The 24,276-nt window shown below is 52.7% G+C and carries 21 protein-coding genes and 1 pseudogene; 8 read left to right on the plus strand and 14 right to left on the minus strand.

Features of this window, described 5'->3' with window-relative positions; translation table 11 throughout:
- Positions 1 to 9 precede the first annotated feature (9 nt).
- Positions 10 to 1,968 (plus strand): two-component system sensor histidine kinase NblS, encoded by a 1,959-nt coding sequence (nblS, locus tag RHP47_RS03740; RefSeq protein WP_149818309.1) that lies wholly within the window; start codon positions 10 to 12, stop codon positions 1,966 to 1,968.
- Between the two features lie 200 nt (positions 1,969 to 2,168).
- A complete protein-coding gene (locus RHP47_RS03745; protein WP_302679862.1) occupies positions 2,169 to 3,893 on the plus strand; it encodes a ShlB/FhaC/HecB family hemolysin secretion/activation protein in 1,725 nt (574 codons plus the stop codon).
- On the opposite strand, the gene trpA is transcribed toward RHP47_RS03745, so the two are convergent.
- The gene (gene trpA, locus RHP47_RS03750) at positions 3,890 to 4,684 is read right to left on the minus strand and encodes a tryptophan synthase subunit alpha (protein ID WP_315863218.1); all 795 of its coding nucleotides are present in this window, start codon (positions 4,682 to 4,684) and stop codon (positions 3,890 to 3,892) included. The genes RHP47_RS03745 and trpA overlap by 4 nt on opposite strands.
- Positions 4,685 to 4,777: 93 nt before the next feature.
- Here trpA and RHP47_RS03755 point away from each other — a divergent pair, with 93 nt between their 5' ends.
- Positions 4,778 to 6,058 carry an FtsW/RodA/SpoVE family cell cycle protein gene (locus RHP47_RS03755; protein WP_286626653.1) on the plus strand — a complete coding sequence of 427 codons (1,281 nt, stop codon included), beginning with the start codon at positions 4,778 to 4,780 and terminating at the stop codon, positions 6,056 to 6,058.
- Here RHP47_RS03755 and RHP47_RS03760 read toward each other — a convergent pair.
- The 3 genes from RHP47_RS03760 to RHP47_RS03770 all read right to left on the minus strand — a co-directional run bounded on the left by RHP47_RS03760 (position 6,055) and on the right by RHP47_RS03770 (position 10,475).
- Positions 6,055 to 7,941, minus strand: coding sequence for a PhoX family phosphatase (locus RHP47_RS03760; protein ID WP_310841068.1), 1,887 nt, complete (start codon positions 7,939 to 7,941; stop codon positions 6,055 to 6,057). The two genes, RHP47_RS03755 and RHP47_RS03760, sit on opposite strands and share 4 nt — an antisense overlap.
- Positions 7,942 to 8,050: 109 nt before the next feature.
- A complete protein-coding gene (locus tag RHP47_RS03765) occupies positions 8,051 to 9,643 on the minus strand; it encodes an ABC transporter ATP-binding protein (RefSeq protein ID WP_310841070.1) in 1,593 nt (530 codons plus the stop codon).
- Between the two features lie 13 nt (positions 9,644 to 9,656).
- Positions 9,657 to 10,475, minus strand: a complete 819-nt coding sequence (locus RHP47_RS03770; protein WP_149818320.1) for a photosystem II manganese-stabilizing polypeptide — start codon at positions 10,473 to 10,475, stop codon at positions 9,657 to 9,659.
- A gap of 255 nt (positions 10,476 to 10,730) precedes the next feature.
- Here RHP47_RS03770 and RHP47_RS03775 point away from each other — a divergent pair, with 255 nt between their 5' ends.
- A complete protein-coding gene (locus RHP47_RS03775) occupies positions 10,731 to 11,249 on the plus strand; it encodes a hypothetical protein (RefSeq protein WP_149818322.1) in 519 nt (172 codons plus the stop codon).
- 110 nt (positions 11,250 to 11,359) lie between these two features.
- On the opposite strand, the pseudogene RHP47_RS03780 reads toward RHP47_RS03775, so the two are convergent.
- Positions 11,360 to 12,207 (minus strand): annotated as a pseudogene (locus RHP47_RS03780) (IS630 family transposase).
- Positions 12,208 to 12,369: 162 nt separating this feature from the next.
- Here RHP47_RS03780 and RHP47_RS03785 point away from each other — a divergent pair.
- Together RHP47_RS03785 and RHP47_RS03790 are read left to right on the plus strand one after the other, a co-directional pair.
- Entirely contained in the window at positions 12,370 to 13,917 is a 1,548-nt protein-coding gene (locus tag RHP47_RS03785) for a serine/threonine-protein kinase (RefSeq protein WP_286626657.1), read from the plus strand.
- Positions 13,918 to 14,032: 115 nt separating this feature from the next.
- Entirely contained in the window at positions 14,033 to 14,203 is a 171-nt protein-coding gene (locus RHP47_RS03790) for a chlorophyll a/b-binding protein (RefSeq protein ID WP_011056299.1), read from the plus strand.
- A gap of 258 nt (positions 14,204 to 14,461) precedes the next feature.
- Here RHP47_RS03790 and ndhM read toward each other — a convergent pair whose 3' ends face one another.
- The 4 genes from ndhM to RHP47_RS03810 form a co-directional block, all read right to left on the minus strand.
- Complete coding sequence (gene ndhM, locus RHP47_RS03795) at positions 14,462 to 14,797, minus strand: photosynthetic/respiratory NAD(P)H-quinone oxidoreductase subunit M (protein WP_206199685.1); 336 nt, start codon at positions 14,795 to 14,797, stop codon at positions 14,462 to 14,464.
- A 245-nt stretch (positions 14,798 to 15,042) separates the two neighbouring features.
- The gene (locus RHP47_RS03800; protein ID WP_315863022.1) at positions 15,043 to 15,381 is read right to left on the minus strand and encodes a DNA-binding protein; all 339 of its coding nucleotides are present in this window, start codon (positions 15,379 to 15,381) and stop codon (positions 15,043 to 15,045) included.
- Positions 15,382 to 15,521: 140 nt separating this feature from the next.
- Positions 15,522 to 16,883: a CHASE3 domain-containing protein gene (locus tag RHP47_RS03805; RefSeq protein WP_286626662.1), complete on the minus strand. Its 1,362-nt coding sequence runs from the start codon at positions 16,881 to 16,883 to the stop codon at positions 15,522 to 15,524.
- A 46-nt stretch (positions 16,884 to 16,929) separates the two neighbouring features.
- Entirely contained in the window at positions 16,930 to 17,613 is a 684-nt protein-coding gene (locus RHP47_RS03810) for a response regulator transcription factor (RefSeq protein WP_149818330.1), read from the minus strand.
- A gap of 157 nt (positions 17,614 to 17,770) precedes the next feature.
- Here RHP47_RS03810 and RHP47_RS03815 point away from each other — a divergent pair, with 157 nt between their 5' ends.
- On the plus strand, positions 17,771 to 19,174 hold the full coding sequence (locus tag RHP47_RS03815; RefSeq protein WP_310841071.1) for a cation:proton antiporter: 1,404 nt from the start codon (positions 17,771 to 17,773) through the stop codon (positions 19,172 to 19,174).
- A 2-nt stretch (positions 19,175 to 19,176) separates the two neighbouring features.
- Positions 19,177 to 20,550 carry an FADH(2)-oxidizing methylenetetrahydrofolate--tRNA-(uracil(54)-C(5))-methyltransferase TrmFO gene (trmFO, locus tag RHP47_RS03820; RefSeq protein WP_310841072.1) on the plus strand — a complete coding sequence of 458 codons (1,374 nt, stop codon included), beginning with the start codon at positions 19,177 to 19,179 and terminating at the stop codon, positions 20,548 to 20,550.
- On the opposite strand, the gene tsaE is transcribed toward trmFO, so the two are convergent.
- From tsaE to RHP47_RS03845, 5 genes are read right to left on the minus strand one after another with little or no spacing between them, the layout of a single operon-like run.
- Positions 20,453 to 20,911, minus strand: a complete 459-nt coding sequence (tsaE, locus tag RHP47_RS03825) for a tRNA (adenosine(37)-N6)-threonylcarbamoyltransferase complex ATPase subunit type 1 TsaE (protein WP_149818336.1) — start codon at positions 20,909 to 20,911, stop codon at positions 20,453 to 20,455. The two genes, trmFO and tsaE, sit on opposite strands and share 98 nt — an antisense overlap.
- Entirely contained in the window at positions 20,912 to 21,604 is a 693-nt protein-coding gene (gene bchM, locus RHP47_RS03830) for a magnesium protoporphyrin IX methyltransferase (protein ID WP_149818338.1), read from the minus strand. It lies immediately after the preceding gene.
- Positions 21,605 to 21,652: 48 nt separating this feature from the next.
- On the minus strand, positions 21,653 to 22,561 hold the full coding sequence (locus RHP47_RS03835) for an ABC transporter permease (RefSeq protein WP_149818340.1): 909 nt from the start codon (positions 22,559 to 22,561) through the stop codon (positions 21,653 to 21,655).
- A complete protein-coding gene (gene ftsE / locus RHP47_RS03840; protein ID WP_286626671.1) occupies positions 22,530 to 23,252 on the minus strand; it encodes a cell division ATP-binding protein FtsE in 723 nt (240 codons plus the stop codon). Before ftsE ends, RHP47_RS03835 begins: the two co-directional genes overlap by 32 nt.
- Entirely contained in the window at positions 23,249 to 24,025 is a 777-nt protein-coding gene (locus tag RHP47_RS03845; RefSeq protein WP_310841073.1) for a WecB/TagA/CpsF family glycosyltransferase, read from the minus strand. Before RHP47_RS03845 ends, ftsE begins: the two co-directional genes overlap by 4 nt.
- Positions 24,026 to 24,276 lie beyond the last annotated feature (251 nt).

A 24,276-nucleotide genomic window follows, 5' to 3' on the forward strand; every position in this document is an offset into this window, starting at 1 on the left:
TTAGGCGCAATGGTGCTTTTGAAAACGGAGAAAACCGAAGGGGACTTTACTGATAAATTGCGGGGAATTGCCCGTTGGTGGTCAGAATTCAAGATTCAAACCCGCCTCATGGCCACAGCAACCCTCGTGGTCTCGATCATCATGAGTGGTTTCACCTTTTGGGCGGTGAATACCATTCAAACCAATGCCCACCTCAATGACACCCGCTATGGCCGCGATTTGGGGTTGCTCTTAGCTGCCGATGTGGCTCCCCTAGTGGCCAAGGGGGATACCGCCGCTGTTGCCGAATTTTCTCGTAAGTTCTACGAGCGCAGTGCCAGTATTCGCTACATCCTCTATGCCGATCCCGATGGGGAAATTTACTATGGCCTGCCCTACTCTGCCCCCCAAGTGGAAAGTGCGCTGACCCTGCGCCGCCGTATTCAACTGCCGGACACCTACCGTGCCAGCCAAGAACCCCTTGTGCGCCAACACCAAACCCCCGACGGCCTTGTGGCCGATGTCTTTGTGCCGTTGATATTTAATGGTGAAAATCTAGGAGTTGTGGCTTTGGGCATTAATCCCAACCAAACGCTTATTGCCTCTGCCAATCTCACGCGGGATCTCACGATCGCCGTCTTTGTCTCCCTCTGGATCATGGTGATCTTGGGGGGCGTCTTCAATGCCCTCACCATTACTCAACCCATTAAAGAATTGGTGCAGGGGGTCAAAAACATTGCCGCCGGAAATTTTAAGCAACGCATTAACCTGCCCTTTGGCGGTGAACTGGGGGAACTGATCACCAGCTTTAACGACATGGCTGAGCGCCTTGCTTCCTACGAAGCCCAAAACATTGAAGAACTCCAAGCCGAGAAAGCGAAACTGGATACCTTGGTGTCCACCATTGCTGATGGGGCGATTCTCTTAGATACCGACATGCGGATTATTCTTGTCAACCCCACGGCTCAGCGCCTCTTCAATTGGGAAGGGATGAACGTCATTGGCCAAAATGCCCTGAACTGTTTTCCAGCACCGGTATGTGAAAAACTCACCTGCCCCCTCTACAAAGCCTCCAAGGGCGAGTCGGAAGGAGGAGAATTTCGGGTAACGCTGCAAGAGCCTAGCTCGCGATCGGTACGCATTTTGCTGACAACGGTGATGGATGTGCAACGGGAAAAACCCAAGGGCATTGCGATTACGATTCAGGACATCACCCGCGAGGTGGAACTCAACGAAGCCAAAGCGCAATTGATTAGCAATGTTTCCCACGAATTACGCACACCCCTATTCAATATCAAATCGATCATCGAAACCATTCAAGAGTACGGCAGCAGCCTCAGTGAAAAAGAGCAACAGGAATTCCTCGAAACTGCTAACCACGAGACCGATCGCCTGACTCGTCTTGTGAATGATTTCCTCGATATTTCTCGCCTCGAATCGGGTCGCCCCTATCAATTTGGCTCGGTACAGATGGCGCAGGTGATTGATCAGATCATGCGCACCTACCAACTCAATGCTGCCAATAAGTCCATTACCCTCACTGCCGAAGTGGAAAACCCCCTGCCACCGGTTTGGGGCAACTACGATCTGCTCATTGGTGCCCTCACTAACTTGGTGGGGAATGCTTTGAAGTTTACCCCCGAAAATGGACGGGTAACCATTCGTGCCTATGTCTGGCATCCCCCCAGCGATCCAGAGCAGGAACGGGTGCGCATTGAAGTCGCCGACACGGGTATGGGCATTGCCCCAGAGGATCAACCCCGCGTCTTTGAACGCTTTTTCCGCGTTGAGAATCGCGTGCATACCCTAGAGGGGACAGGGCTGGGGTTGGCCATTGTCCAAGATATTATCCACAAGCACAATACACAAATTCATTTAATTAGTGAATTGGGGGTCGGCAGTACCTTTTGGTTTGATTTGGCCATTGATGAATCCGCCCTCGTTAATAACCCTGATGGCACTGCTGAAAGGGCACTTCCCCCCGCTTGAACAAGTTGATAGAGGAAGGGGGCGATCGCCCCCCGTTGCCAACAACCACAAATAATCGGCTAAAATCTGAAGGCACGAATTCACCACTCCTCACGCCGATGGTTCCTTGGGCTTGACCCACAGGAAGAAAAAAACAGGTCTTTGTATTGATTTTGCGGCTCTATACTAAAACCGAATAATTAAACATTGGGGTTGAGGACGTGAAAACAAACTTATTTGCACCCGTTGCCCTTCTCTCTGTTCTCGGCAGTACGGGAGCGGTGTTACCTGCTTTAGCGATTCCAGTTCTCACCCCCACCCAACAGGATATTCAGCCCCCCCTACCGGAACCACCCCCTCTACCCTCCCCTTCGCCACCCGCTCTTGAACCGCCCCCTTCACCCCCTAGCCCAGCCCCCGAGTCAGAAAACGTTTTAATACCTGTACAAAAAATTGTTGTTGAAGGGAGTACTATCTTTGGGCCTGCGGAATTTGATCCGATTATTAAGCCCCTGGAAGGGCGTCAGGTGACGCTTGCGGAGCTACAAGGCGCTGCCGATGCGATTACAAAACTCTATCTTGAGGGGGGCTATTTGACCTCTCGCGCCGTTTTAGGCGAGCAGGTGGCACGGGATGGGGTAATCACGATTCAAGTGCTTGAAGGCCGCCTAGAGGACATTCGTATTGAAGGGAATAAAGGAATTATCCAACGCTATATTCGCAGTCGTATTGCCCTCGGTGCCGGCGTGCCCCTCAACTCCAATCGTCTGGAAGAGCAGTTGCGCCTGCTGCGAACGGATCCTCTCTTTGCCAATCTTTCTGCCAGTCTGCGACCCGGCACGACGCCTCAAGACAGTATTTTGGTGGTACGGGTGGTGCCCGCCCGCTGGTTTAATGCCGCCTTTGGTTTGGATAACAATACACCACCGGCGATCGCCCCCAGCCGTGCTACTGTCTTTTTGGGATACAACAACCTCAGTGGCCGCGGCGATAGTGTCTATGGCTCCTACGCCATTAGCAACAACCTTAGCACCTTTGACTGGGGAGCGTCCAACACCGTAGAGTTTGGCTACAGTCTGCCCCTCAATGCCATGAATGGCACACTCACCATTCGCACCGTACAAGCAGACAGCGAAATTACCCGCCCCCCCGCCCTTGCTGGCTTGAATATTCGCAGTGAGTCTTCTATTTACGAAGCCAGTTTTCGCCAACCAGTGATTCGCAATCTCCGTGAGGAACTGGCCTTTGGCATTGGCTTCCTGATGCAGTCGGCACAGACTTTTGTTTTGGGAGTGCCAACCCCCATTTCCATTGGTTCTGATCCATCGGGCTATAGTGCCACCCGAGTGCTGGAAGTGAGCCAAGAATATATCCGCCGTGATCCCCAAGGGGCATGGGTCTTTCGTTCGCAGTTCAACTTTGGCCTGCCGATCTTTGGCGCCACCGAAAACCCCAGTCCAACCCCTGATGGTACTTTCTTTAGCTGGCTGGGACAGGGACAGCGGCTGCAACGCCTCTGGGCAGATAACTTCTTGATTTTGCGTACGGATGTGCAACTGAGTCCCAATAGCCTCCTCCCCTTTCACCAATTTGTCATTGGTGGCCCCCTGTCGGTGCGGGGTTACTCAACCAATGCCCTCTCTGGGGATAATGGCCTGCGGTTCTCTGGGGAAGCCCGTTTTCCCATACTGCGCACTGCCAATCGTCGCCCGATTATTTCCATTGGACCGCTGTTTGATCTAGGGGTGGTCTGGAACAATAGCCGTAATCCTGCGGGTGCAGTGCCCGATAATGTGATTGCCGGCTTAGGTATGGGACTCTTGGTGCAACCAACGCCCAACTTAGACATTCAGTTCCAGTACGCGGCACCATTGATTGATCTGCCCGGTCAAACCCGCAGTTTGCAGTCCGATGGCATTTACTTTACGTTGACGGTGCGTCCCTAGGGCGTATCGAGGGCTGCGCGGAGTGACTGACAAAACTCGGCGACAGCGGCAACTCCCTGCTCTGGTTCTGCCAGACGTTTGACAAAGGCACTACCGACAATGGCAGCATCGGCGCCCCAATCGCGCACTTGGCGGGCATGCTCCGGACTGGCAATGCCAAACCCGACACCGATGGGCTTGGGAGTGATCTGGCGTAGGGTGTGCAACAGTTCCTGAACCCGAGTGGCCATTTCTTGGCGCATGCCAGTGACACCCGTGGTGCTGACAAGGTAGATAAAACCTTGGGAGGCGGTGGCGATCGCCTGCATCCGTTCGGGCGATGTGGTGGGCGCAATCAGTAGTGTCAATTCCAAGCCTAGATGCGCTGTTTCTGCAAGAACGGGTTCTGCTTCCTCAAGGGGCAAATCCGGAATCACTAAGCCCTTGATCCCGGCTTGGGCAACGGCTTTCAGAAATGAAGAGACCCCTCGATGGTAGATGGGATTGTAGTAGGTAAATAAAATGAGTGGTGCCCTCAGTTGGCGGTGTAAGTCCGTTGTCATTTCTAAGACTGCCTCGAGGCGAGTTCCCCGTTGCAGGGCGCGGGTAGCGGCTGCCTGAATCACGGGACCATCGGCCAAGGGATCGGAATAGGGCATTCCCAGTTCAATCAAATCTGCACCATGGGCATCTAAGGCCTTGAGGGCAGCAACCGTCGTTTCTAAATCAGGGTCACCGGCAGTCAAAAAGGGAATCAGGGCACAGCGTTGGCGGGCACGACATTGCTCAAAGCGTTCAGAAATTGTAGGCACAGTCACAGGCAGTCGCTCTAAAAGATGCATAATAATTGTGCCAGATTAGATACTGTTCCTATAGTGGCCGATGCCAGTGAGGGTCATCTAAGCGTGAGTTGGTGGCGTTTTCTCCCCTTTGGCGATCGCCTGCGGCGCAGCGAAGCGGTTGGCGACCTGCGGCAGTGGACCCTAGAAGCACGATTGCTCCACTGGTTGACCCTAGTGTGGATTGGTCTTGGCTTGGTCGTCCTCTTTTCCGCTAGTTTTCCCGTCGGTTTGGCCGAAACAGGGGATGGGCTGTACTACTTTACGCGCCAGTTGCTGTGGCTTGCCCTTGGCTGGATAGGCTTTCAAGTGTTTCTGCGGCTGCCGCTGCGGCGATCGCTCCAGATGGCCATTCCAGGTTTCTTTTTGTTTCTGCTGCTGATCTGGGCAACACGCCTACCGGGGGTCGGGACAACGGTGATGGGCGCCACCCGCTGGATTAGTCTTGGTCCTTTTCAACTCCAGCCCTCGGAAATGATGAAGCCTTTTTTAGTCCTGCAAGCCGCTTGGGTGTTTAGTTCTTGGCGGCGGCTGCATCTCAAGGCACGCTGTTTTTGGTTAACGGCCTTTGCCGTGACGCTGCTGGGAATTTTAATCCAACCCAACCTCAGCACCACCGCCCTCTGTGGCATGACATTGTGGCTGATTGCCCTTGGGGCAGGTTTACCCTTGGCGCCCCTACTGTTAACAGCCATGAGTGGCTTGGGCTTGGCAGTCCTCAGCATCAGCATTAACGAGTATCAACGGCGGCGGGTGATGTCCTTCCTCAACCCTTGGGCGGATGCGATGGGGGATGGCTACCAACTGGTGCAGAGTCTCTTGGCGGTTGCTTCGGGGGGCGTTTTGGGCACGGGCTATGGCTTTTCACAGCAAAAGCTCTCCTATTTGCCCATCCAGCACACGGATTTTATTTTTGCGGTCTATGCCGAGGAAATGGGGCTATTGGGGTGCCTCTTGCTCCTAGGACTGCTGGCGGCCTACGGTTGGCTGGGAATGCGGGTGGTGAATCAGGCGCGGGATCCCCTGATCCAGCTCATTGCCTTGGGGGCAACGGTGATCATGCTCCTACAGGCCCTGATTAATATAGGTGTCGCCATTGGTATCCTACCGACAACAGGATTACCCTTTCCCCTCTTTAGCTATGGCGGTAGCTCAATTATGGCCAGTATGGCGATCGCTGGCCTGTTGATTCGCTGTGCCCGTGAAGGACAGCAGGCAGAGGTGATTGCCTTCCCCGCTGCCACAAACACTCGCGCCAAAACGTCTAGAACCCACCGCCGCCGGGCTGCCCCAGTCGTACCCCTGCGTCCTGAAGGGATCAATCGCTATTCTTCCCGCAAGCCCTAGGCTGACACTTCCCGGCCATCTGAGCGCCATACAGCAATGACGGCAGGCCGAGGCACGACCACCTCTTCTCCATAGGGCCAGCGTGTTGGCAGATCAGCTGTGGATTTTGCCCCTTCCCCCGGATGCTGAATGGCACAGAAAAAGGTTTGATAGTCACTGCTAAATTCAGGGCCACAAATTTCACAGCCGGGCACGCCAGAGAGGAACATCTTCAGTTCGCGGCGCTGCGGATTGAGGACATAAACGCCATCATTTTTGCCCAAGCGGGTTGATCCGCCATTGCCATCGGTGGCAATCCAGACATTGCCGGCGCGATCGAAGGTCAAGTTATCGGGGGCTGAGATTGGCGGTACCTCTGCGTTGGTGGGTTCACCATACAGCACTAACTGGCGGTTTTTCTCTGGGGCGGAGGGATCTCCACAAAGCAAAGGTAAACGCCACTGAAACTGCAAGGCGGTTGGGTTATTGCCCTGCTCAATCATTTCAATCACATGCCCCATCACATTTTCAGGACGCGGGTTGGCGCCATCCGTGGCCTTAGCCTTCCGTTTCTCGTTGTAGGTCAGCGCCAGCCAAACACTTTTGGTGACCGGATTCCACTCGAAGTCCTCGGGTCGATCCATTTTTGTTGCCCCTAGGGCATCAGCGGCGGCGCGGGTGTAAATAAAACACAGGGCAGGATCCTGTTGGAAGGCTGTGGGCAGATTGGGGTTGGGGGTAATTGTACTGCCCTCAACGCGGGCGATCGCTCGCCATTCACCCGTCAGATCGTCATTAAAGCGAGCAACGTACAGTTCCCCTTCATCCAACAGGTTCAAGTTGGCGGCGCGATCGTTGGCTTGGTACTTGCCCTTGGTAATGAATTTGTAGGCATACTCAAAGCGTTCATCATCCCCCATATACACCACAACTCGACCATCGGGGGCAATCACCGTTGTCGCCGCCTCATGGCGAAACCGTCCTAGGGCTGTGCGTTTAATGGGGGCGCGATCCGGAGAAAGAGGATCCACTTCCACAACCCAGCCAAAGCGAAAGGCCTCTTGGGGTTCCTTCGCGATGTTGAAGCGATCTTCATAGAGATAAAAGCCATAGCGATCGGCCCGCTCATTGGGAATGTCATAGCGCTTATGCAGCTCCTTCACCATGCCCGTGAGGTTGCTATCACTGCCGCCAAAATAGCTATGGAAGTTTTCCTCGCAGGTGAGTACCGTGCCCCAAGGGGTTTTGCCCGCTGAGCAGTTATTGAGGGTGCCATTCACCCGTGTCCCCGTGGGATCCGCAGCCGTTTTCAAAAGGGCGTGGCCTTTAGCAGGGCCAGAAATCTCACAGGGCGTTGAACCTGTGATTCGGCGGTTGTAGGGCGAGGCTTTCACATATTGCCAGCCACCATTGGCGTTTTTGGCAATCTCGACAATGGAGAGTCCATGGGCCTCCCGCTGGAGTGCGGCTTGCCATTGATTGGGGCGATCGCCCACGGTTTGAAACATGAGTTCGGGATTGGTGTATTCATGATTTACGACCAGCAAATGCTTGCCATCGGGTGTGGTCTGATAGCCAACAAAATCACAGTTGTAGCCAAAGCACTGCTGCTGCCGTTGGACATCGGCTGCGGTGACTGTCTGGTGAATGCGATTCCAATTCAAGTTTTCACCACCATCGAGGGCATCGCCCCAGCGAATCACGACGCCATGCTCAAAGCCCTCAGGCAGCGTAATTTTATCGTCGGTGTTGGGGTAAATCGTTGGAAAGCCTAAAGCCGGTGCAGTGGCACACCCCTTGGTCAGGGTTGCAAGGGTTAAACCCGCCGCGCCAAAAAGAGCAGTTTTTAGTACGGTGCGTCGGCTTAGGACACGGGGTAACAGATCACCAAAATATTCAGCCATGAAGCGTATCTCGTTCCAAATTCATCCACTGTGGGCAGCCAGTTCCTAAACTTTAGGGAAGTTGGGTTAGGGTTTGCCTAAGAAATGGGGGAAAAATGGTTAAGATACGCTACAGAGCAGCGGCCAGCAATTTTTGCGTGTAGGGATGCTGCGGCTGGGCAAACAATTGGGCAGTGGGAGCCAGTTCAACGATCTTACCAGCGTACATGACGGCAATGCGATCGCAAAAATAGCGGGCGATCGCCAGATCGTGGGTGATAAAGAGATAAGTGAGTTGGAATTGTTCCTTTAACTGTTGCATCAGCGCCAGCACCTGGCGTTGGATATGGGCATCGAGCATACTCACTGGTTCATCACAGACCACCAGTTGGGGATGGGTAATCAGGGCACGGGCGATCGCCACCCGTTGGCGTTGTCCCCCCGACAGGGCATGGGGATAGCGATGAACATACACTTCACTGGGGGTTAATTCCACCTGTGCCAGCATCTCGCGTACCCGTTCTTGGGCAGCCTCTTTGGCCATCAGCCGATGAATTAGCAGTGGCTCCAGCAAGTTTTGCCCTACGGTCATTTTGGGATTGAGGCAGGCATGGGGGTCTTGGAAAATCATTTGCAGATCGCGGCGGACTGGGCGCAGTTGTGCCGCTGGTAATTGAGTTAAATTGCGCCCCAAAAAGACCACTTCACCGGCGTTGGCGGGAATCAGTTGCAGAATCAGGCGCGAGAGCGTACTTTTACCACAGCCGGATTCGCCCACAAGGCCAAGGGTTTCTCCGCGGCGCAACGTTAGATCGACGCCATCAACCGCTCGAATCGTGGTTTGCGGTTGTAGCCATCCCCCCAAGCGGTAGTGCCGCTGTAAATTGTGAACCTGCAGCAGTTCTGGGGCAGTGTCCAAGGGTGGGGTTTCTTTAGGGGTGAGTTGGGTGGCCGCAAGTAGGGACTGGGTATAGGGGTGGTGGGGCTGTTGCAGCACTTGACGAGCCGCTCCCAGTTCAACAATCTTGCCTTGGTGCATGACCGCAAGGCGATCGCAATACTTGGCCATCAATGCCAAATCGTGGGAAATCAGCAGCAGTCCCCGCTGCTCCTCTTGGCACAGGCGCGTGAGTTCATCGAGAATTTCCGCCGCGACAGTCACATCTAGCGCCGTTGTCGGTTCATCAGCAATGATCAGGGGTGGGTTCAAGAGCAACGCAAGGGCGATCGCCACCCGTTGACGCATCCCGCCACTAAACTCATGGGGATATTGATAGAGGCGATTGGCCGAAATTTTCACCCGATCCAACACCTCAACAATGCGCTGCCGCCGTTGGGAGCGACTCCAAGCAGAGCAATGACTCCGCAATAGCTCATCGCAGTGGTCATAGACGCTCATGAGGGGATTGAGGCGCGTCATCGGATCTTGAAAGACCAAACCAATTTGCTCGCCCCGCAGTCGCCGCAATTGGGAAGTGGTCAGCTCCAAAAGGGATTGCCCCTGAAGGGCGATCGCCCCAGCAACCTGTGACCCAGTCGGCAATAATTGCAAAATGGCCTTACCAATCGTGGATTTGCCACAACCCGACTCCCCCACTAAGCCAAACCGCTCCCCTGCGGCCACACAAAAAGAAACACCATCCACCACGCATGTTGCAGCAGATGATGTCTCCGTTGTAGGGTAGGCGACCCGCAGTTCCCTGAGTTCTAAAAGAGTCGCCATGGGCTGGTCGATCCTAGGCAGGTTCGATGCGGGCGTAAAAGACCCCTTGAATTTTCACTTCGTGAGGTTCGTGGGCACCCATATCATCATCGGAGAGTTGCTCACTTTCAAAGGTGCCAGCAATTTCACCCGTGCGGCCATCCACTTTCGCCACATTCAGAGAAATTTCACCCTTGGTCAGGGAGAAGCGTTTGACGTTGGCGCGAGCCAGCTCTTCTTCTTTACCTTGGGGAATGGCGATCGCCGAATCATAACCAGAGGCCAAGCCCCGTCCTTTGGGATCGAGGAAGTTGGCGGTGCGGTAGGAAGGAACGGTGAATTCCCCTTTGAAATCCGTTGAAGTGGTGATGCTGCTAATGTTGGGCTGAGTGCTCGCCACCAAGTTTTTCACCGTAAACAGCAGTGGGATACGCTCGCCACCGGGCATTTGCACGGTCACTGGTTGGAAATCAATCCCATCCTCTTCTATGAACGTGAGGCTGCCATCGCTGTTGACCTTGAGTTCCCCTTGAATTTGATCCAAGCTCGTGGTTTCACGGGTCACCAGTTTTGTGGGAACAAATTCGGCCTCTTGGCGTTTGTTCTTAGGCTCTTCCTTGACCAAAAATGTCGTCGGCTGCAAGCACAGTTGGGCAATGCGATAGGTTTGGGAGCTATCAATGGGGTAGGCACCGCGTGCCGTATCATCAAGCGTGGGGCACTTGTTGGCCAGACCAGTGCCGACAATATCGTCATAGGTTAAAGTCTGTTTTGCGGCAAAGGCGGGGGCGCTCAAGGAAAAAATCCCTAAACATACCGCCAGCAGCGTCGCCATTAAAATGCGATATTTCATGGTTAACCTCAGAAGTCAAAGCATCTCAAAGCAGTCAGAGTGTGGGAGATACCCCTGCGTAAGAGTCCAGTGAAGGCAGCCATGCAACTACCTTATCAATCCATGATTATACGGAGCTTTGCGATCGCCTCAGAAAGGAAATTTTCCCAGATGTTTTAATTTCAAAAAGTAAAAATGAATTGGCTCCCCCTCTCCTGCTGGTGCGGCCCAGCGAACTGGCTACACTAAGAGAGAAGCAGAATCGGGAGTGGATACATGGATGACAGCGAGTTGTTTGCTGTTTTTGTTGCCGATGTTGTCAATGGGGCTGAGAGCCTTGCATCGAATCCCAACTATCGCATTGAATCCGTCTTAGGGACTTGGCAACTGGTGGACAACAAAGCGGGCGTCATTGCCACAGGCAAAAGTGAAAATGGTCAACCGCAGATCATGGTCAAGCGCTACTGCGATGCGTGGGAATCTTTGCGACAAGCATTGACCCATGGTTCATTTTTCCCTGATCTTGCTCAAAATAAGGCACAACTGGTGCCCTTTACCCGTGCCGCCATTCCCGAAGGCTATCAACTCTATGATTGTGCTGCCAGTGAGATGTGGCGCAGTTGGCGACGGGGCGCCGTTGATCATGTGCACATCTATACCGCGAATCAGTGGCGATCGGTGGGGGAGATTTCCTGTAGTGGCGGTGTGGTCTTTATCCCTGTTCCGGATCTGGAGAAAGAGATTCAGATTACCAGTTCTTCACTGATGTCTTGGTTAGGCGTTCCCAATGCTTAGAACCCTAAAAAGGCTTAAGAAACTACGGATTGGGGGGAGCGATCGCCCCAATGGATCAAACAGAACCTAAAGACTCTAGAGATATAGCTATTCCAATCAAGAATGAGATATTATCCAGCACAATACTTGCGAATCACCTCATCAATCGAACTGTTTGACCCTGCATACATCCGCGCTCGCTTCAGCGCACTGAAGTCGTGCTCAATCACATTCAAATCAGGAGAGTATTTCGGTAAAAATAACACCTCGTGACCCGCCGCTTTGACCGCTTCCTGAATCGCCCCTTTCGGATGAATCGGTGCATTATCCATCATCAACAACGAACGTTTCTCTAACGCTGACAAACAGTACTGACTCAGCCAGCTCACAAACCCTAACGCATTCAAATATCCTGAAAACAGCATCGGCGCGATGAAGTCTTTCTGGTGTCTATACCGTCCTGCGACTACACTCTCTCTTTTCTGACGCTTCCCCGCTCGCTCTCCATCAATTCGTTGGCCTCGCGCTGACCACCCATACTCACACGCCACCCAAGAGTCAAACCCCGTTTCATCGATATACACCAGCGTTTCCTTGCCGTGGCTCTCTACCCATGTGTCGAGCTGCTGTTGATACGCTTGTCGCTCTTCTTCACACCGTTCTTGGTAACGTATCTGTTTTTTTTTCGGGTGATGCCCATCTGGGCGAGGGCATAACTAATGGTGGAAACTTGAACGCCAAATCGCTGGGCACGGTCGATTAAACGGTCATCGGGATGGGCAGCAACATCGGCTGCTAAGGCCGCCCAATCCAGCTTCCAAGGACGACGGGGGACAACTGTGGGGGCTAAGTCGTCTCGCTTCAGCCAGCGATGGATAGTGGCGCGGCTCACCTGAAAAATTTGAGTCGCTTCACTGATTTTGCCACCTTGCTTGATATAGGAGACAACCCGCTCTCGTAAGTCCAAGCTATAGCTCATATTCTTGAGTAACATTCATGACTCTTTGAGTATAGCTTATCCCTCTTGAAAATATCTCATCTCCTTTCGAAATGGCTATAATAGACGTATAACCATAGCGACCTAGCAACACAATACTTGCCTGTTTGCGACCTCGTCAGCCGATTTCCCCTTGAGGCAACTATGTCAGAACCGCACCGCGATACCAACATTGGCCAAATTCTGATGAATCGGTACCAGCTGACGGAGCTGATTGGCAAAGGCTCAATGGGGCGGGTGTATCGAGCAGAGGACATTCTCCTTGGTGGTGTTCCCGTTGCCGTTAAATTCCTGTCGCAAACCCTGCTCAACGATCGCATGAAAACCCGCTTTGCCCAAGAAGCGCGCGCGGGTGCTCTCCTCGGTCAGAAAAGTATGCACGTGGTGCGGGTGCTCGACTACGGCATGAACAACGAGGAAATTCCCTTCTACGTCATGGAATTTTTGGAAGGCGAAAACCTCAGTGATTTGCTCCTAGAAGAACCCCTGCCCTTAAGCCGATTTCTGCGAATTGCACGCCATATGTGCCTTGGTCTGCAGGTAGCCCATGAGGGAATTATCATCGAAGGCCAAAAATGCCCCATTATTCACCGTGACATCAAACCTAGCAACGTCCTTGTGATTCAGGATGGCACGATGGGGGAACTTGCGAAGCTATTGGATTTTGGGATTGCCAAATTTTTGGGGGATGTCTCTGAAAAAAGGCAAACCTCGTCGTTTATGGGCACTTTGGCCTACTGTTCCCCAGAGCAAATTGAAGGGCGAGAGTTGGATCACCGCTCGGATATCTACAGTCTTGGCATCACCATGTATGAGCTACTCACCGGCAAGATGCCCATTCAGGCGGACACCCACTCCATTGGCAGTTGGTTTAAGGCACACCACTTCCAAAAGCCAGTGCCCTTCAATGTGGCCAGTCCAGGGTTGTATCTTCCTCCTGTCCTTGAGGAACTGATCATGGCCTGCATGGCCAAGTCCCCCAGCGATCGCCCCCAAAACGTCGGTGAAATTATCAACGTCTTAACAGCCCTTGAGGAACAGTTTGGGAGTAGTCGAGTCACCCAGCCGGGGGTAGAGGTTGCTGCAAAAGTCTCTCAACCCTCAGAACGCCAGTCTCAACCGCCTGTTGCCCTTGCAACGGTTGAAGAAGTCTGCTGGCAAAGTGTTTGGCCTGCCGATAAACCCGTCGCGGAAATTGTCTTTCCGATGCCTTTGTATGCACAGCGGGAATCAGCCGCCTCGCTGTGGGTGATGCTGCCTCGCCCAGAAATTGATCGGCGCATGCTCAATATTCGCTACAACCAGTTTCTCTTTACCACCAGTCCCCACCCGATGATCCTCTGGATTACTGCTATCTACGATCCCAAACAAGGTCCCCGCTGGTTGCCCTGTTATTTGGATATGAAACTGCCACGCAACCAAGAACTCTGCGTTTTGCTCTCGGAGACCGGCTACTATCCGCTGCTCTTTTTCTCCCTTGAGGATCCGCAACACTGCATCAATGTCCGCATGTTTACGATCGCTACCTTCCAGCGGCAACTGCTACGGGATTGGCTGCAAACCAGTAAAAGCTTGCCCAGTTCTGCCCCAGCGATTGTGAGCCGTAATCTCCTCAAAGCAGAGTTTGAAAACTACAAGCCGCAAATCCTCGCCAAGCTGGAGAACGTGAAGATGGCCACAGTCATTGATTAGGGATACCGCGATCGCCCTCTAGGACAGCAATAGAGAAAAATATATTAAGAGATGTTGCGGAATTAGTAAAGAATTGTTACAGTGAGGGTACAGGGTTCGATCAGGAGTCAAAACCATGGAAGATACCAAAACCATCAAAGCTGAAGATCGCAACGCATGGGTCTTTGGATTCACCCCCCAAGCTGAAATTTGGAACGGTCGCCTCGCCATGATTGGCTTTGTGGCGGCGCTACTCACAGAACTGATCACCAAACAAGGCGTGCTTCACTTCTGGGGTCTCCTCTAGACCTTAACTCTCTCCCAATTTTCAGCGGTCAAAGTGTCATTTTGAGGTCAGTAATGGCCTCTTTTTTTTTTGGCCAATTCAGCGGTACTACAAGGCAAACACAGCGCCTTTCACAAAGAGAGCACACCTTCAAAACCGTGAAAGCGACTAGCAGAGAGGATTGTACTCCCTCTATGCATCCCAATATGTCAGGACTGTAGCGGGAAATTTCGCTGTCAAAGTACCTGTTAAATAATTCGCGATTAAGGATGAATAAATCTAGGAGTGATTCACACGAGGAATCCCCAGACTGTAGTTGCGCACGCGACTGTTGAGGTTGTAGCCAATTTCCCCCTGCATCAGCAAAGAGCGAATAAAATGCTCCAAGTCCGAGCCAATGCGCCGCAGATTATATTCCGTCAAGTCCTCGCCAGCGGCATTTGCCACCAACTCCTGAAATTTGGCTTCCACCTTCGCTAGGGCGGCGTCGTTCCACTCCAACTCGTTATCGGGATCCACATTCAGCGTCAGCGTTTCTGTATCAGGATGAACTTCACCATCAACCACATGGCCGGCATAGATGTGAACGTGACGTGTTGTGGACTTCAGTAGCATGGCTGACCCAATGACGAGTGGACAGTAGTTCGTAAACGCTTCTACTATACCAAGAATCCTTTCGCGGAAAGTTTCGAAAAACTCATGCCTTAACCCAAGAATCCGTAATAGAACTAGGCTGGATTCTAGGCTGATTTTGGCTAGCGATCGCTGAAAATAAAAGGGGCAATCGCCCCCTCTATCCATCGAAATTTTTAGCTACCTCACAAAATTTTCCAGCGGCCTATGTGGTAAAGTGGTTTATCCTAACGCGCTTGTCGTTGCTCCCAGCGTCGCCGGCCACCCGCCCAAGGGGGAGGCCCACCATGGGGACGAATGTTAATCACCTCTCCATTGGCGCGGGTAATACGAAAGGCGTCAAAATCATAATCATCATATTTCCCCACCACCGTGACCGTTTCGCCGGGCTGGAGATTGATTTGGTGAAACCAACGCGGCCCCGCATCCACAATCACTTGGCCAGTACCATCATCGAGAATGAAATGATTGCCAACCGCACTGCGTACGGTGCCGCGAATGGTAATGCCATAGACATTGCCTAAATTACGAATCGGGGTTACCGACTGGGCAACGCTTTGAGCCATCGGCGGCATCAAAACGCCCGTAGTACCAACAAAAAGAGACATACCCAAGGCCCATAAATACTTCCTAACCATCTTCTGTGTCCTCAATGCTTCAATCCCTAGATTAAGGAAAAAAAATGACAGAACTATGTCAACGTCCGTCAACGTCCGCTTGGGAGTAAGGTAATGGTCACCGTTGTTCCCTCCCCCACGCGACTGTGAATTTGCAGCTGTCCTTGATGAGCATCAACAATTTGTTTGACGATTGCCAGCCCTAAACCAAAGCCCTGCGGTTGTTTCTGACCTTGATGAATGCGATAAAAGCGCTCGCAGACATGGGGCAGGGCAGCTTCTGGAATGCCGATCCCCGTATCCACAACAGCAATTTGAACCTCGCGCTCCGTTGACTGAGTTTCCAATTTCACCTTGCCACCCCTAGGGGTATAGGCACAGGCATTTCTCAAAAGGTTTGCAATTGCTTGCTTGAGCAGCAAAAAGTCACCCTTTACCATGACGGGCAATTCAGGGAATTGAACCACAAATGTGATCCCTTGGTTATCCATGGGCTGCTGCCACTCTTCAGCTAATTCCTTGATCAGCGCATGGGCATTAAACGATTGGCAATTGGCCAATTGACCTTCATGGCGAGCCAAAAACAGCAGATCGCTGACTAAATTGGCCATTTGTTTTGCAATCTGGCAAATGTTGTTTAAATTTTGCTGCACAGTTGCAAATGATTCACTGTCATCTTGCAGCTCTTCTTCTAGGATCATTAGAGCCAGCTGACTATTACTTAAAATTGCTGATAAAGGTGCCCTTAGCTCATGGGAAGCATTGGCTGTAAATCGCTGAAGCTGATGACAAACAACAGATAGTTTTTCATTATTTTCCCTAAGGGAATTTTCGCGAAATTCTAGCTCCGCAACCAGCTGATAAAACAAGCGAACAGAGAGTAAGCTAGCAATACCACCAATCACGGCGGCAGCAATTATAATTGACCATGCCAATTCTCGATACTCAATTTGGTGCTGCCGGCGATCGCCCAACAGCACCTCCTCATTTTTATAAAATTCGTAAATGCTTTGCCGTGCTCTTTCCATTAAAATTCGACTTTTATTCCAATCAATATTTTGCTCTTGGTTGGACTTACTGAATACATGAGTCGTAGATGCAAAATTTTCTGAATATACGTAACGATCAAAAATCTGAATGTTTTGATGAAGGGTTTCCTCGATGGAGTCTAAAGCTTTAAGTTGCTCAGGATTATCCTGTACCAGCCCTCTAATTTTTTCCAATGATGGAACAATGCGAGATTTTGCTGTGATGTAAGGTTGCAGAAAGCTGTGACTGCGTGTCAGGCTATAGCCACGCACACCTGTTTCCAAGTCCAGCAGTAAGTTAAGTAGTTTTTGCGTTTCTAGTCGTACTTTTTGCGTATGCAACACCCATTCATCATCTTCAATTAGGTTTAGCTTCAACCATATAAATGACGCGACAATAATGAACAGACAGATAATCGGCATGGCAATAATTAAGCCAGCACGATAGCGAATTGATCCAATTACTCTCCTAAGAAACATTTTGCTGGGGATTCAAGGAATAACCACTACCGTAGTGGGTTTTGAGCCAATGCTCTACCCCCAGTTGCTTCAATTGCTCCCGCAGCCGTTTCACTCGCACGGCAACCGCGTTACTCTCAGGGGATTTATCCCATTCCCAGAGTTGACTTTCAATTTGCTGGCAGCTGAGAACTTGGCGTGGATGGCGCATCAGGTAGCTGAGCAACTGAAAATCTCGACTTTTAAGCTGAATTTCCGCACCTTGATAGCTCAACTTCCGAGTCTCTAGGTGGAGAGTTAATCCCTCAAGGGTTAGTTCATCCCCCTGCCAGAGGGGCGATCGCCGCCGCAGGGCGCGGATGCGTGCCAATAATTCCAATAGATCCACGGGCTTAATGAGATAATCATCGGCACCCACATCTAAGCCAGTGACTTTATCCGCCGTCGTGTCCTTTGCGGTAAGAAAGACAATTGGCGCGGTTTTTTGTTGCTGGCGGTAATAGCGACACAGCTGTGTGCCTTCACCATCGGGCAAAAGCCAATCTAAAATGAGCAATTCATAATCCACCTCATGGATTAACCAGTAGGCTGTTTTCAAATCGGGTGCAGTATCAACGGTGTAGCCCTGCCGCTGCAGTGCTAGGCAAATGGGCTGTCGCTGCTGGGGGTCATCTTCGACAAAGAGAATGCGCATGCTCGAGTGACCGCTGCTATAAAAAACGATGATAAACCTGCTGAAATCCAATTTGATTTAGACAGAAAGGAATAGGATTCGGTTCAGGCCAGAGGCAGGTTGAGCAAAAGGGGAAGGCATGCTTAACTGAGTTAAAGAGTTTTGAGCCTTTGCTCCTATGCCTTTGATAACGCTACTGTTTGAACCCTTTTTTGCCAATGCGGCAGCAGAATCAGTGAACTTGGCGGAAGCAGCACCTTTAATTTTGGCCGCTGTTTTACTGAGTCTGGTGGTGATTTACTTGGCGAGCAAAATGGGCGGTGAAATTTGTGCCCGCATTAACTTTCCACCGGTGTTGGGCGAGCTGGTGGGCGGTGTGGTGGTTGGTATTTCGGTTTTGCACCTGTTGGTCTTTTCCGAAGGGGGAACCACTGAGCCCTCTGTGCTGACGACGTTTATTCAGCAGACCACCGGTATGGATGACCCGCTGGCTACGGTGGTTGCCAATACTGCCAGTGAGGTAATTGCCGTCCTCTCAGAAATTGGCGTCATGATCCTGCTCTTTGAGATTGGCTTGGAATCGGATTTAGAGGGCTTGCTCAAGGTGGGGCCCCAAGCGGCTGTCGTCGCCGTGGTGGGGGTAGTGGCTCCCTTTGTTGCGGGAACCTTCGGCCTCGTGACGCTCTTTCATGTGGACTTGGTACCGGCCATCTTTGCGGGGGCGGCTCTGACGGCAACCAGTATTGGCATCACAGCCAAAGTCCTTGCCGAAATTCAACGCCTCACTTCTCCGGAAGGTCAAATCATCATTGGGGCAGCGGTTCTCGATGACATTCTCGGCATTATTGTGCTGGCAGTGGTAGCCAGTCTAGCCAAAACGGGCACGGTCGAGATTAGCAATGTGATCTACTTGATCATTAGCTCTGTGGTCTTTTTGGTGGGGTCTGTTGTCGTGGGGCGGCTGCTGAGTCCCTTCTTTCTGGGGATGGTCGATCGCCTGACAACGCGCGGTAACTTGCTGATTCCCTCTCTTATCTTTGCCTTTGTCCTTGGTTATGTGGCAGTGATCCTGCAATTGGAAGCGATTCTCGGTGCTTTTACCGCTGGCTTAGTCTTGGGAGAAACGGAAAAACGACGTGAGCTAGAGGAGCAGATTTTGCCCATTGCCGATATGCTAGTGCCAGTTTTCTTTGTCTGTGTTGGCGCGCGCACCGATATTAGCGTTCTCAATCCCCTAGAACCGGCCAATCGTGCGGGTCTGATCATTGCCTCCTTCCTTGTCGTTGTGGCCATTGTTGGTAAGGTAGTTACAGGGGCAACGGTCTTTGGTCAGCCGGGAATTAACCGTTGGGCCATTGGCATTGGTATGGTGCCTCGCGGTGAAGTGGGTTTGATTTTTGCGGCTGTGGGGTCGGCCAGCGGTGTGCTCTCGAAGGCTCTAGATGCCGGTATTATCGTCATGGTGATTGTGACCACGTTCGTTGCGCCACCCCTGTTGCGCTTGGTCTTTAAGCCAGAGGTAGAGGAGTCAGAGGCGTTACCCAGCTCAGAAGTTGCAGTGGAGTCTCCCCCAGAAGGATAGCAATGGAACCGATTACGGTCGTTGGTGGTGGTCTAGCGGGTACAGAAGCAACTTGGCAAATTGTTCGAGCGGGTGTGCCGGTGGTGCTGTATGAAATGCGCCCCCATGTGCCTAGTCCAGCTCACCATACGGCGGAGTTGGCAGAGTTGGTGTGCAGTAATTCCTTTGGTGCCAAGGCGAGCGATCGCGCCACGGGGTTATTGCACCATGAACTGCGTGCCCTCGGGTCGTTGATTATTGCCACTGCCGATCGCCATCAAGTGCCGGCAGGAGGCGCCCTTGCGGTGGATCGTGCCCAGTTTAGTCGTGAGTTGACTGAAACCCTCGAACGCCATCCCCTCGTTACACTGCGCCGTGAAGAACTCCGCCGCCTCCCGGAGGACGGAATTGTGGTGCTGGCTACAGGCCCACTGACCAGTGAGGCGCTGAGTGCGGATTTGCAACGTTTTACAGGCCTAGACTACCTGAGCTTTTTTGATGCTGCCAGCCCAATTGTGGTTGGGGAGTCCATTAACCGTGAGGTGGCCTTTTTGGCCTCCCGCTACGACCGCGGGGAAGCGGCCTATCTCAACTGTCCCTTCACTGCTGAAGAATATCAGCGCTTTTGGCAGGCTCTCTGTGAAGCTGAACATGCCCCCTTGAAGGACTTTGAGCGTGAGAATGCTCAATTTTTTGAGGCTTGCTTACCCGTAGAGGAGTTGGCGCGGCGGGGGGTGGATACCCTGCGCTTTGGACCTTTGAAACCCGTGGGCTTGCGAGATCCGCGTACGGGAGAGCGTCCCTATGCGGTGGCACAACTGCGCCAAGAGGATCGCCACGGCCAACTGTGGAACTTGGTGGGCTTTCAAACGAATCTACGCTGGGGGGAGCAACAGCGGGTGTTTCGGATGATCCCCGGTTTAGAGCAGGCGGAGTTTGTGCGCATGGGGGTGATGCACCGCAATACCTTCTTAAATGCGCCGAAGTTGTTGAGTGCCAGTCTCCAGTTTCGCGATCGCCCCACCCTCTTGGCGGCGGGTCAAATTACGGGTACCGAAGGGTATACAGCAGCGGCGGCGGGGGGGTGGTTAGCCGGCACGAATGCGGCTCGCTTGGCACAAGGACTCGCCCCCTTGGTATTACCCCCAACCACGATGGCTGGTGCCCTCTTCCACTACATCAGTACGGCGGAGAGCAAAACCTTCCAGCCCATGCCCCCCAACTTTGGTATTCTGCCACCCCTAGAGCAAAATGTTCGGCAAAAGGCCTTGCGCTATGCCGCCTATCGCGATCGCGCCCTCAAAGATTTAAGCACTTGGGCAACAGCGATGTCGCTGCCCCTACAGCCTCTAAGGTTAGATGGGTGCGATCCTGCTGTCGTTGAAGCTGGAGCCTAAGGTAGTCTGGGGGTAGCGTTGGCAGGCGATCGGGCCACTCTATGGCAACAATTCCCAGATCAATTTCTTCCCCAAGCCAATAGCGTTCCGGTGCCAACTCCGCCACTTCAGCGGGGGTAAGGCGATAGAGATCAAAGTGATAGAGGGGCACACGCCCTTCGGGGTATTCCTGAATCAGCGTGAAAGTGGGGCTTTGGATGACATCCGCAATGCCCAATCCCTCCCCCAAGGCTTGCACAAACGTGGTTTTCCCTGCCCCTAGATCCCCCGCTAACAAGAGCACTGTCCCCGGCGGCAGCCATGTCCCCCACTGGCGCCCCAAGGCTTGCAGATCCGCCAAGCTGAGGTTGAGGTTCGTCATCTAGGCGCGCACTGCTTCTAGGAGTCGCGAAAAGTAAAAGCGGGTTTTGATCATGGCATTGCGTTCAATCCGCCAACCCAAGTCTCGCAAAATCCCCACAATAAATTCCTCACTGTGGAGATAGGCACGGGTGGCCTTGCTGGAGCCGGGGAAGAATTCACCAATTTTTTTCAGCAGCGTATATTTTGGTGTTTTGGGGGCAAAGCTGAGGATCAGTCGCTCCATCGCCAAGGAACTCAAGTGGGCTAGCATCCCTGCCATTTGGCTGTCGGGATAGTGGATGAGGACATCGAGGCAGATGACGGTATGGTATTGTCCCCGCAGGGCTTCAAGATCACTGACACTGAGGATGAGTTCATGGTGGCCATTCAATTGAGCAGCGGCGCGATCGCGGGCTTCGGCCACCATCTTCTCGGAAATATCACTGGCATAGACCCGTGCCCCCAATTCCGCTAGGGGAATGCTCAGACTACCAACACCACAGCCCGCATCACAAATGAGTTTACCCTTGAGGGAGCCATCAGCCTTGAGCCATGCTAGTACCGTATCAATGGTCTGTTGGTGTCCCATGCGGATATCCGCTTGCACCTTGCTGACCTGATCCGTGCCATAGATGCGCCGCCAGCGATCGAAGCCGGTCGTGTTGAAATAATTTTGAACAATTGCTTTCTCGTCAGCCGTAAATTGTGTCATAGCCCTTAGAATCAATCGTCATTGCCCCATTTATTGTGGCATAGCCGCCTACCGCTGAGAGGTGGTTGGCAGGGCTAATCGGGTACTCACCAGTCCCAAAATCACGCCGCTGAGAACCAAGAACACCCCCAAAGCGGGTGACCAGACAACAGAGGCATGGCTAGAAAGAGCGCGAAAGCTGGCCTGTTGGGCTAACCACTGCTGCAGCTGTTGACTGCTACCCCAGCCAACCATCCACGCCAGTAAACCGCCGCCGCCCCCTAGACTAGCAGCTTGAATAAATAGGGGGGTATAAATCCAAGTTTGGGTGGCGCCCACTAGAGTCATGATCTCAATTTCAGGTTGGCGCACAAGGATAATCAACCGTAAAATGGCGCTCACTAAGGCAACTACCGTTAAACTCAGGAGCAGCACCAAAATGAACGTGATTCCCCGCACTACTCGCTGCACACTTTGCAGACCTACTAGGGCGCGCTCAAGATACTGCACCGACTCAATGCCTTCCTTTTGGGCAATTTGGCTGGCTAGGGGAGCTACCTGATCGAGGCTTTGGGCGCGGATCTTGATTTCATCGCTGAGGGGATTGGTGTCAAAGAGGTCTAAGCCACCCTGTTCACTTTTGAGGCCTAAATCAGCTTGCAATTCTGCCCAAGCGCGATCGCGATCCATCCAAGTGAAGTCGGCTACCCCCGGTAATGCCGCCAACTGCTCCTTAAGGCTGGCCACTTTGGCTGCGGGAAGTTCAGGCGACACATAGGCCGTAATTTCTAGGCGATTGCCCAAGGACTCAACACTAGCGCCAAGGAGGTGCGACACTTGCCAACCCCAACCAAAAATAAAGAGCGTCACGGCCACCGCAATGACGGCTGCGCTATTGAGCCAACCACCGCGCCAGAGACTGCGGCGCACTTCTGGAAGCAAAAAGTCAAGGGTGGGTAAGGGGCTCAAGTTTGCCATGGTGCAAATGGAGAATCCGATGGGGGACTAAGCGAGTCAAGGCTAAGTCATGGGTGGTAAAGAGAACCGTTAGCCCATGTTGATGGAGGCGATGGAGCAGGGCAAGAATTTGTTGGCTGGTTTGCGGATCCAGATTGCCCGTGGGTTCATCCGCCAGCAATAGCTCAGGCCCACCAACGATCGCCCGAGCAATGCTCACCCGCTGCTGCTCTCCCCCCGATAGAGATTGGGGATTGGCATTGGCTTTGTGGCTCAGGCCCACCAGTTTGAGCGCCGTTTGTACCCGCTGCTGAATTTCTGCTTTGGGAATACCGCGCACCAGCAGCGCAAAGGCCACATTCTCTGCCACGGAGCGATCGCCCAAGAGCTTAAAGTCCTGAAAAATCACCCCTAGGCGCCGCCGCAACTGTGCCATCCGCCGATCCTGCTGGGGATTGACTTCCTCACCAAACAGGCGAACTATGCCCTGATCTGGGCGAACTTGGCCACAGAGAAGTTTTAAGAGGGTGGATTTACCCGACCCCGAAGCACCCGTGAGAAAATAAAACTCTCCCCGTCGCAGTTGTAAATTGACGCGATGTAAGCAGGGCAAAGTGCCACCAAAGGACTTCGTGACTTGCCACAGTTCTGCAACGATTACCCCCTGAGAGGTGGGTTCGCAGGGGGGTACCACTGGGGTCACTGCTGTCATCGGGACGAGAAACGCTGTCGCCCATACAAACGACTTAGGAGCGCCTTCCATGCAAATTGGGGCAAAGCCAACATCCGCCGCCAGCGCCACGGTTCCTGATACAGGCGATAGAGCCATTCTAGATGGAGTTTTTGCATTAGCTTGGGTGCCCGTTTTTTCACCCCCGCCCACACATCAAAACTACCGCCCACGCCAACCCAAATCGCCTCTGGGCAAATGTGACGATGGCGATCGATCCAGTATTCCTGCCGAGGCACCCCCAAAGCCACAAAAATAATGTGGGGTTGTGTCTCCTTCAGCGTTTCAATGAGAGCAACCTCTGTATCGGCATCGTGGTAGCCTGACTGCACACCAACAATGTTCAGGTTGGGCAACTCTCGATGCCAGCGCTCAGCCACTTTTTCTGCCACCCCCGGCGCTGCCCCATAGAAGAAGACCCGCTTGGGCTGGGGCGCCTCATTGGCAAGTCGCAGGAGGGCTTCGGCAAATTCAATCCCCGGCAGCCGGCGCACCGAGAGGCCATGCAACTTGAGGTAGAGAATGACCCCCGATCCATCGGGAATCACCAAATCAGCACGGTGTAAAACATCAGCAAACTCTGGTGTTCGCTCCGCCAGCATCACCATCTCTGAATTGAGGGTGATCACGTGCTGACCATGGCCATCCCGCTGCTGCATCAAGAGCCACTCTGGGGCATTATCCACCAAGTGCAGTGGAAAGCCAAGAACAGAGACCTTTACGGGAATGGCGGGAATTAGAACTGAGCGACCCATAGGGCAAAATTCAGCGCAAGAAACACCGAGTATCTTACAGCCCTTTTCACAGTAATTGCACCCTCCCGGCAAAAACAGCTTTTAACAGGGATGTTGAAGCAAGGGCCATAATAGCTACCGCCCTATCTTGGGATCTATGCGTTGTTGAAATCCACAAAACGCCTTTGCTAGATTAGAGTCGTTATTAAGATTCGTAAACTTGGCTCTTATCGTCCCATTGAGCTACCTCACGAATCTGCCTTTATCACTTC

The organism is Thermosynechococcus sp. QKsg1 (genome assembly GCF_031586415.1).
Taxonomy (GTDB): domain Bacteria; phylum Cyanobacteriota; class Cyanobacteriia; order Thermosynechococcales; family Thermosynechococcaceae; genus Thermosynechococcus.

Excerpts from the sequence above, each read along its gene's own strand:
- RHP47_RS03845 (WP_310841073.1), bottom strand. The coding sequence starts at position 24,025 with ATGGGTCGCTCAGTTCTAATTCCCGCCATTCCCGTAAAGGTCTCTGTT.
- RHP47_RS03770 (WP_149818320.1), bottom strand. The coding sequence starts at position 10,475 with ATGAAATATCGCATTTTAATGGCGACGCTGCTGGCGGTATGTTTAGGG.
- RHP47_RS03835 (WP_149818340.1), bottom strand. The coding sequence starts at position 22,561 with ATGGCAAACTTGAGCCCCTTACCCACCCTTGACTTTTTGCTTCCAGAA.
- nblS (WP_149818309.1), top strand. The coding sequence starts at position 10 with ATGGTGCTTTTGAAAACGGAGAAAACCGAAGGGGACTTTACTGATAAA.
- RHP47_RS03805 (WP_286626662.1), bottom strand. The coding sequence starts at position 16,883 with ATGCCGATTATCTGTCTGTTCATTATTGTCGCGTCATTTATATGGTTG.
- RHP47_RS03800 (WP_315863022.1), bottom strand. The coding sequence starts at position 15,381 with ATGGCTCAAAGCGTTGCCCAGTCGGTAACCCCGATTCGTAATTTAGGC.
- tsaE (WP_149818336.1), bottom strand. The coding sequence starts at position 20,911 with ATGACGAACCTCAACCTCAGCTTGGCGGATCTGCAAGCCTTGGGGCGC.
- RHP47_RS03810 (WP_149818330.1), bottom strand. The coding sequence starts at position 17,613 with ATGCGCATTCTCTTTGTCGAAGATGACCCCCAGCAGCGACAGCCCATT.
- RHP47_RS03815 (WP_310841071.1), top strand. The coding sequence starts at position 17,771 with ATGCCTTTGATAACGCTACTGTTTGAACCCTTTTTTGCCAATGCGGCA.
- RHP47_RS03790 (WP_011056299.1), top strand. The coding sequence starts at position 14,033 with ATGGAAGATACCAAAACCATCAAAGCTGAAGATCGCAACGCATGGGTC.
- RHP47_RS03765 (WP_310841070.1), bottom strand. The coding sequence starts at position 9,643 with ATGGCGACTCTTTTAGAACTCAGGGAACTGCGGGTCGCCTACCCTACA.
- bchM (WP_149818338.1), bottom strand. The coding sequence starts at position 21,604 with ATGACACAATTTACGGCTGACGAGAAAGCAATTGTTCAAAATTATTTC.
- RHP47_RS03785 (WP_286626657.1), top strand. The coding sequence starts at position 12,370 with ATGTCAGAACCGCACCGCGATACCAACATTGGCCAAATTCTGATGAAT.
- RHP47_RS03775 (WP_149818322.1), top strand. The coding sequence starts at position 10,731 with ATGGATGACAGCGAGTTGTTTGCTGTTTTTGTTGCCGATGTTGTCAAT.
- RHP47_RS03760 (WP_310841068.1), bottom strand. The coding sequence starts at position 7,941 with ATGGCTGAATATTTTGGTGATCTGTTACCCCGTGTCCTAAGCCGACGC.
- trmFO (WP_310841072.1), top strand. The coding sequence starts at position 19,177 with ATGGAACCGATTACGGTCGTTGGTGGTGGTCTAGCGGGTACAGAAGCA.
- ndhM (WP_206199685.1), bottom strand. The coding sequence starts at position 14,797 with ATGCTACTGAAGTCCACAACACGTCACGTTCACATCTATGCCGGCCAT.
- ftsE (WP_286626671.1), bottom strand. The coding sequence starts at position 23,252 with ATGACAGCAGTGACCCCAGTGGTACCCCCCTGCGAACCCACCTCTCAG.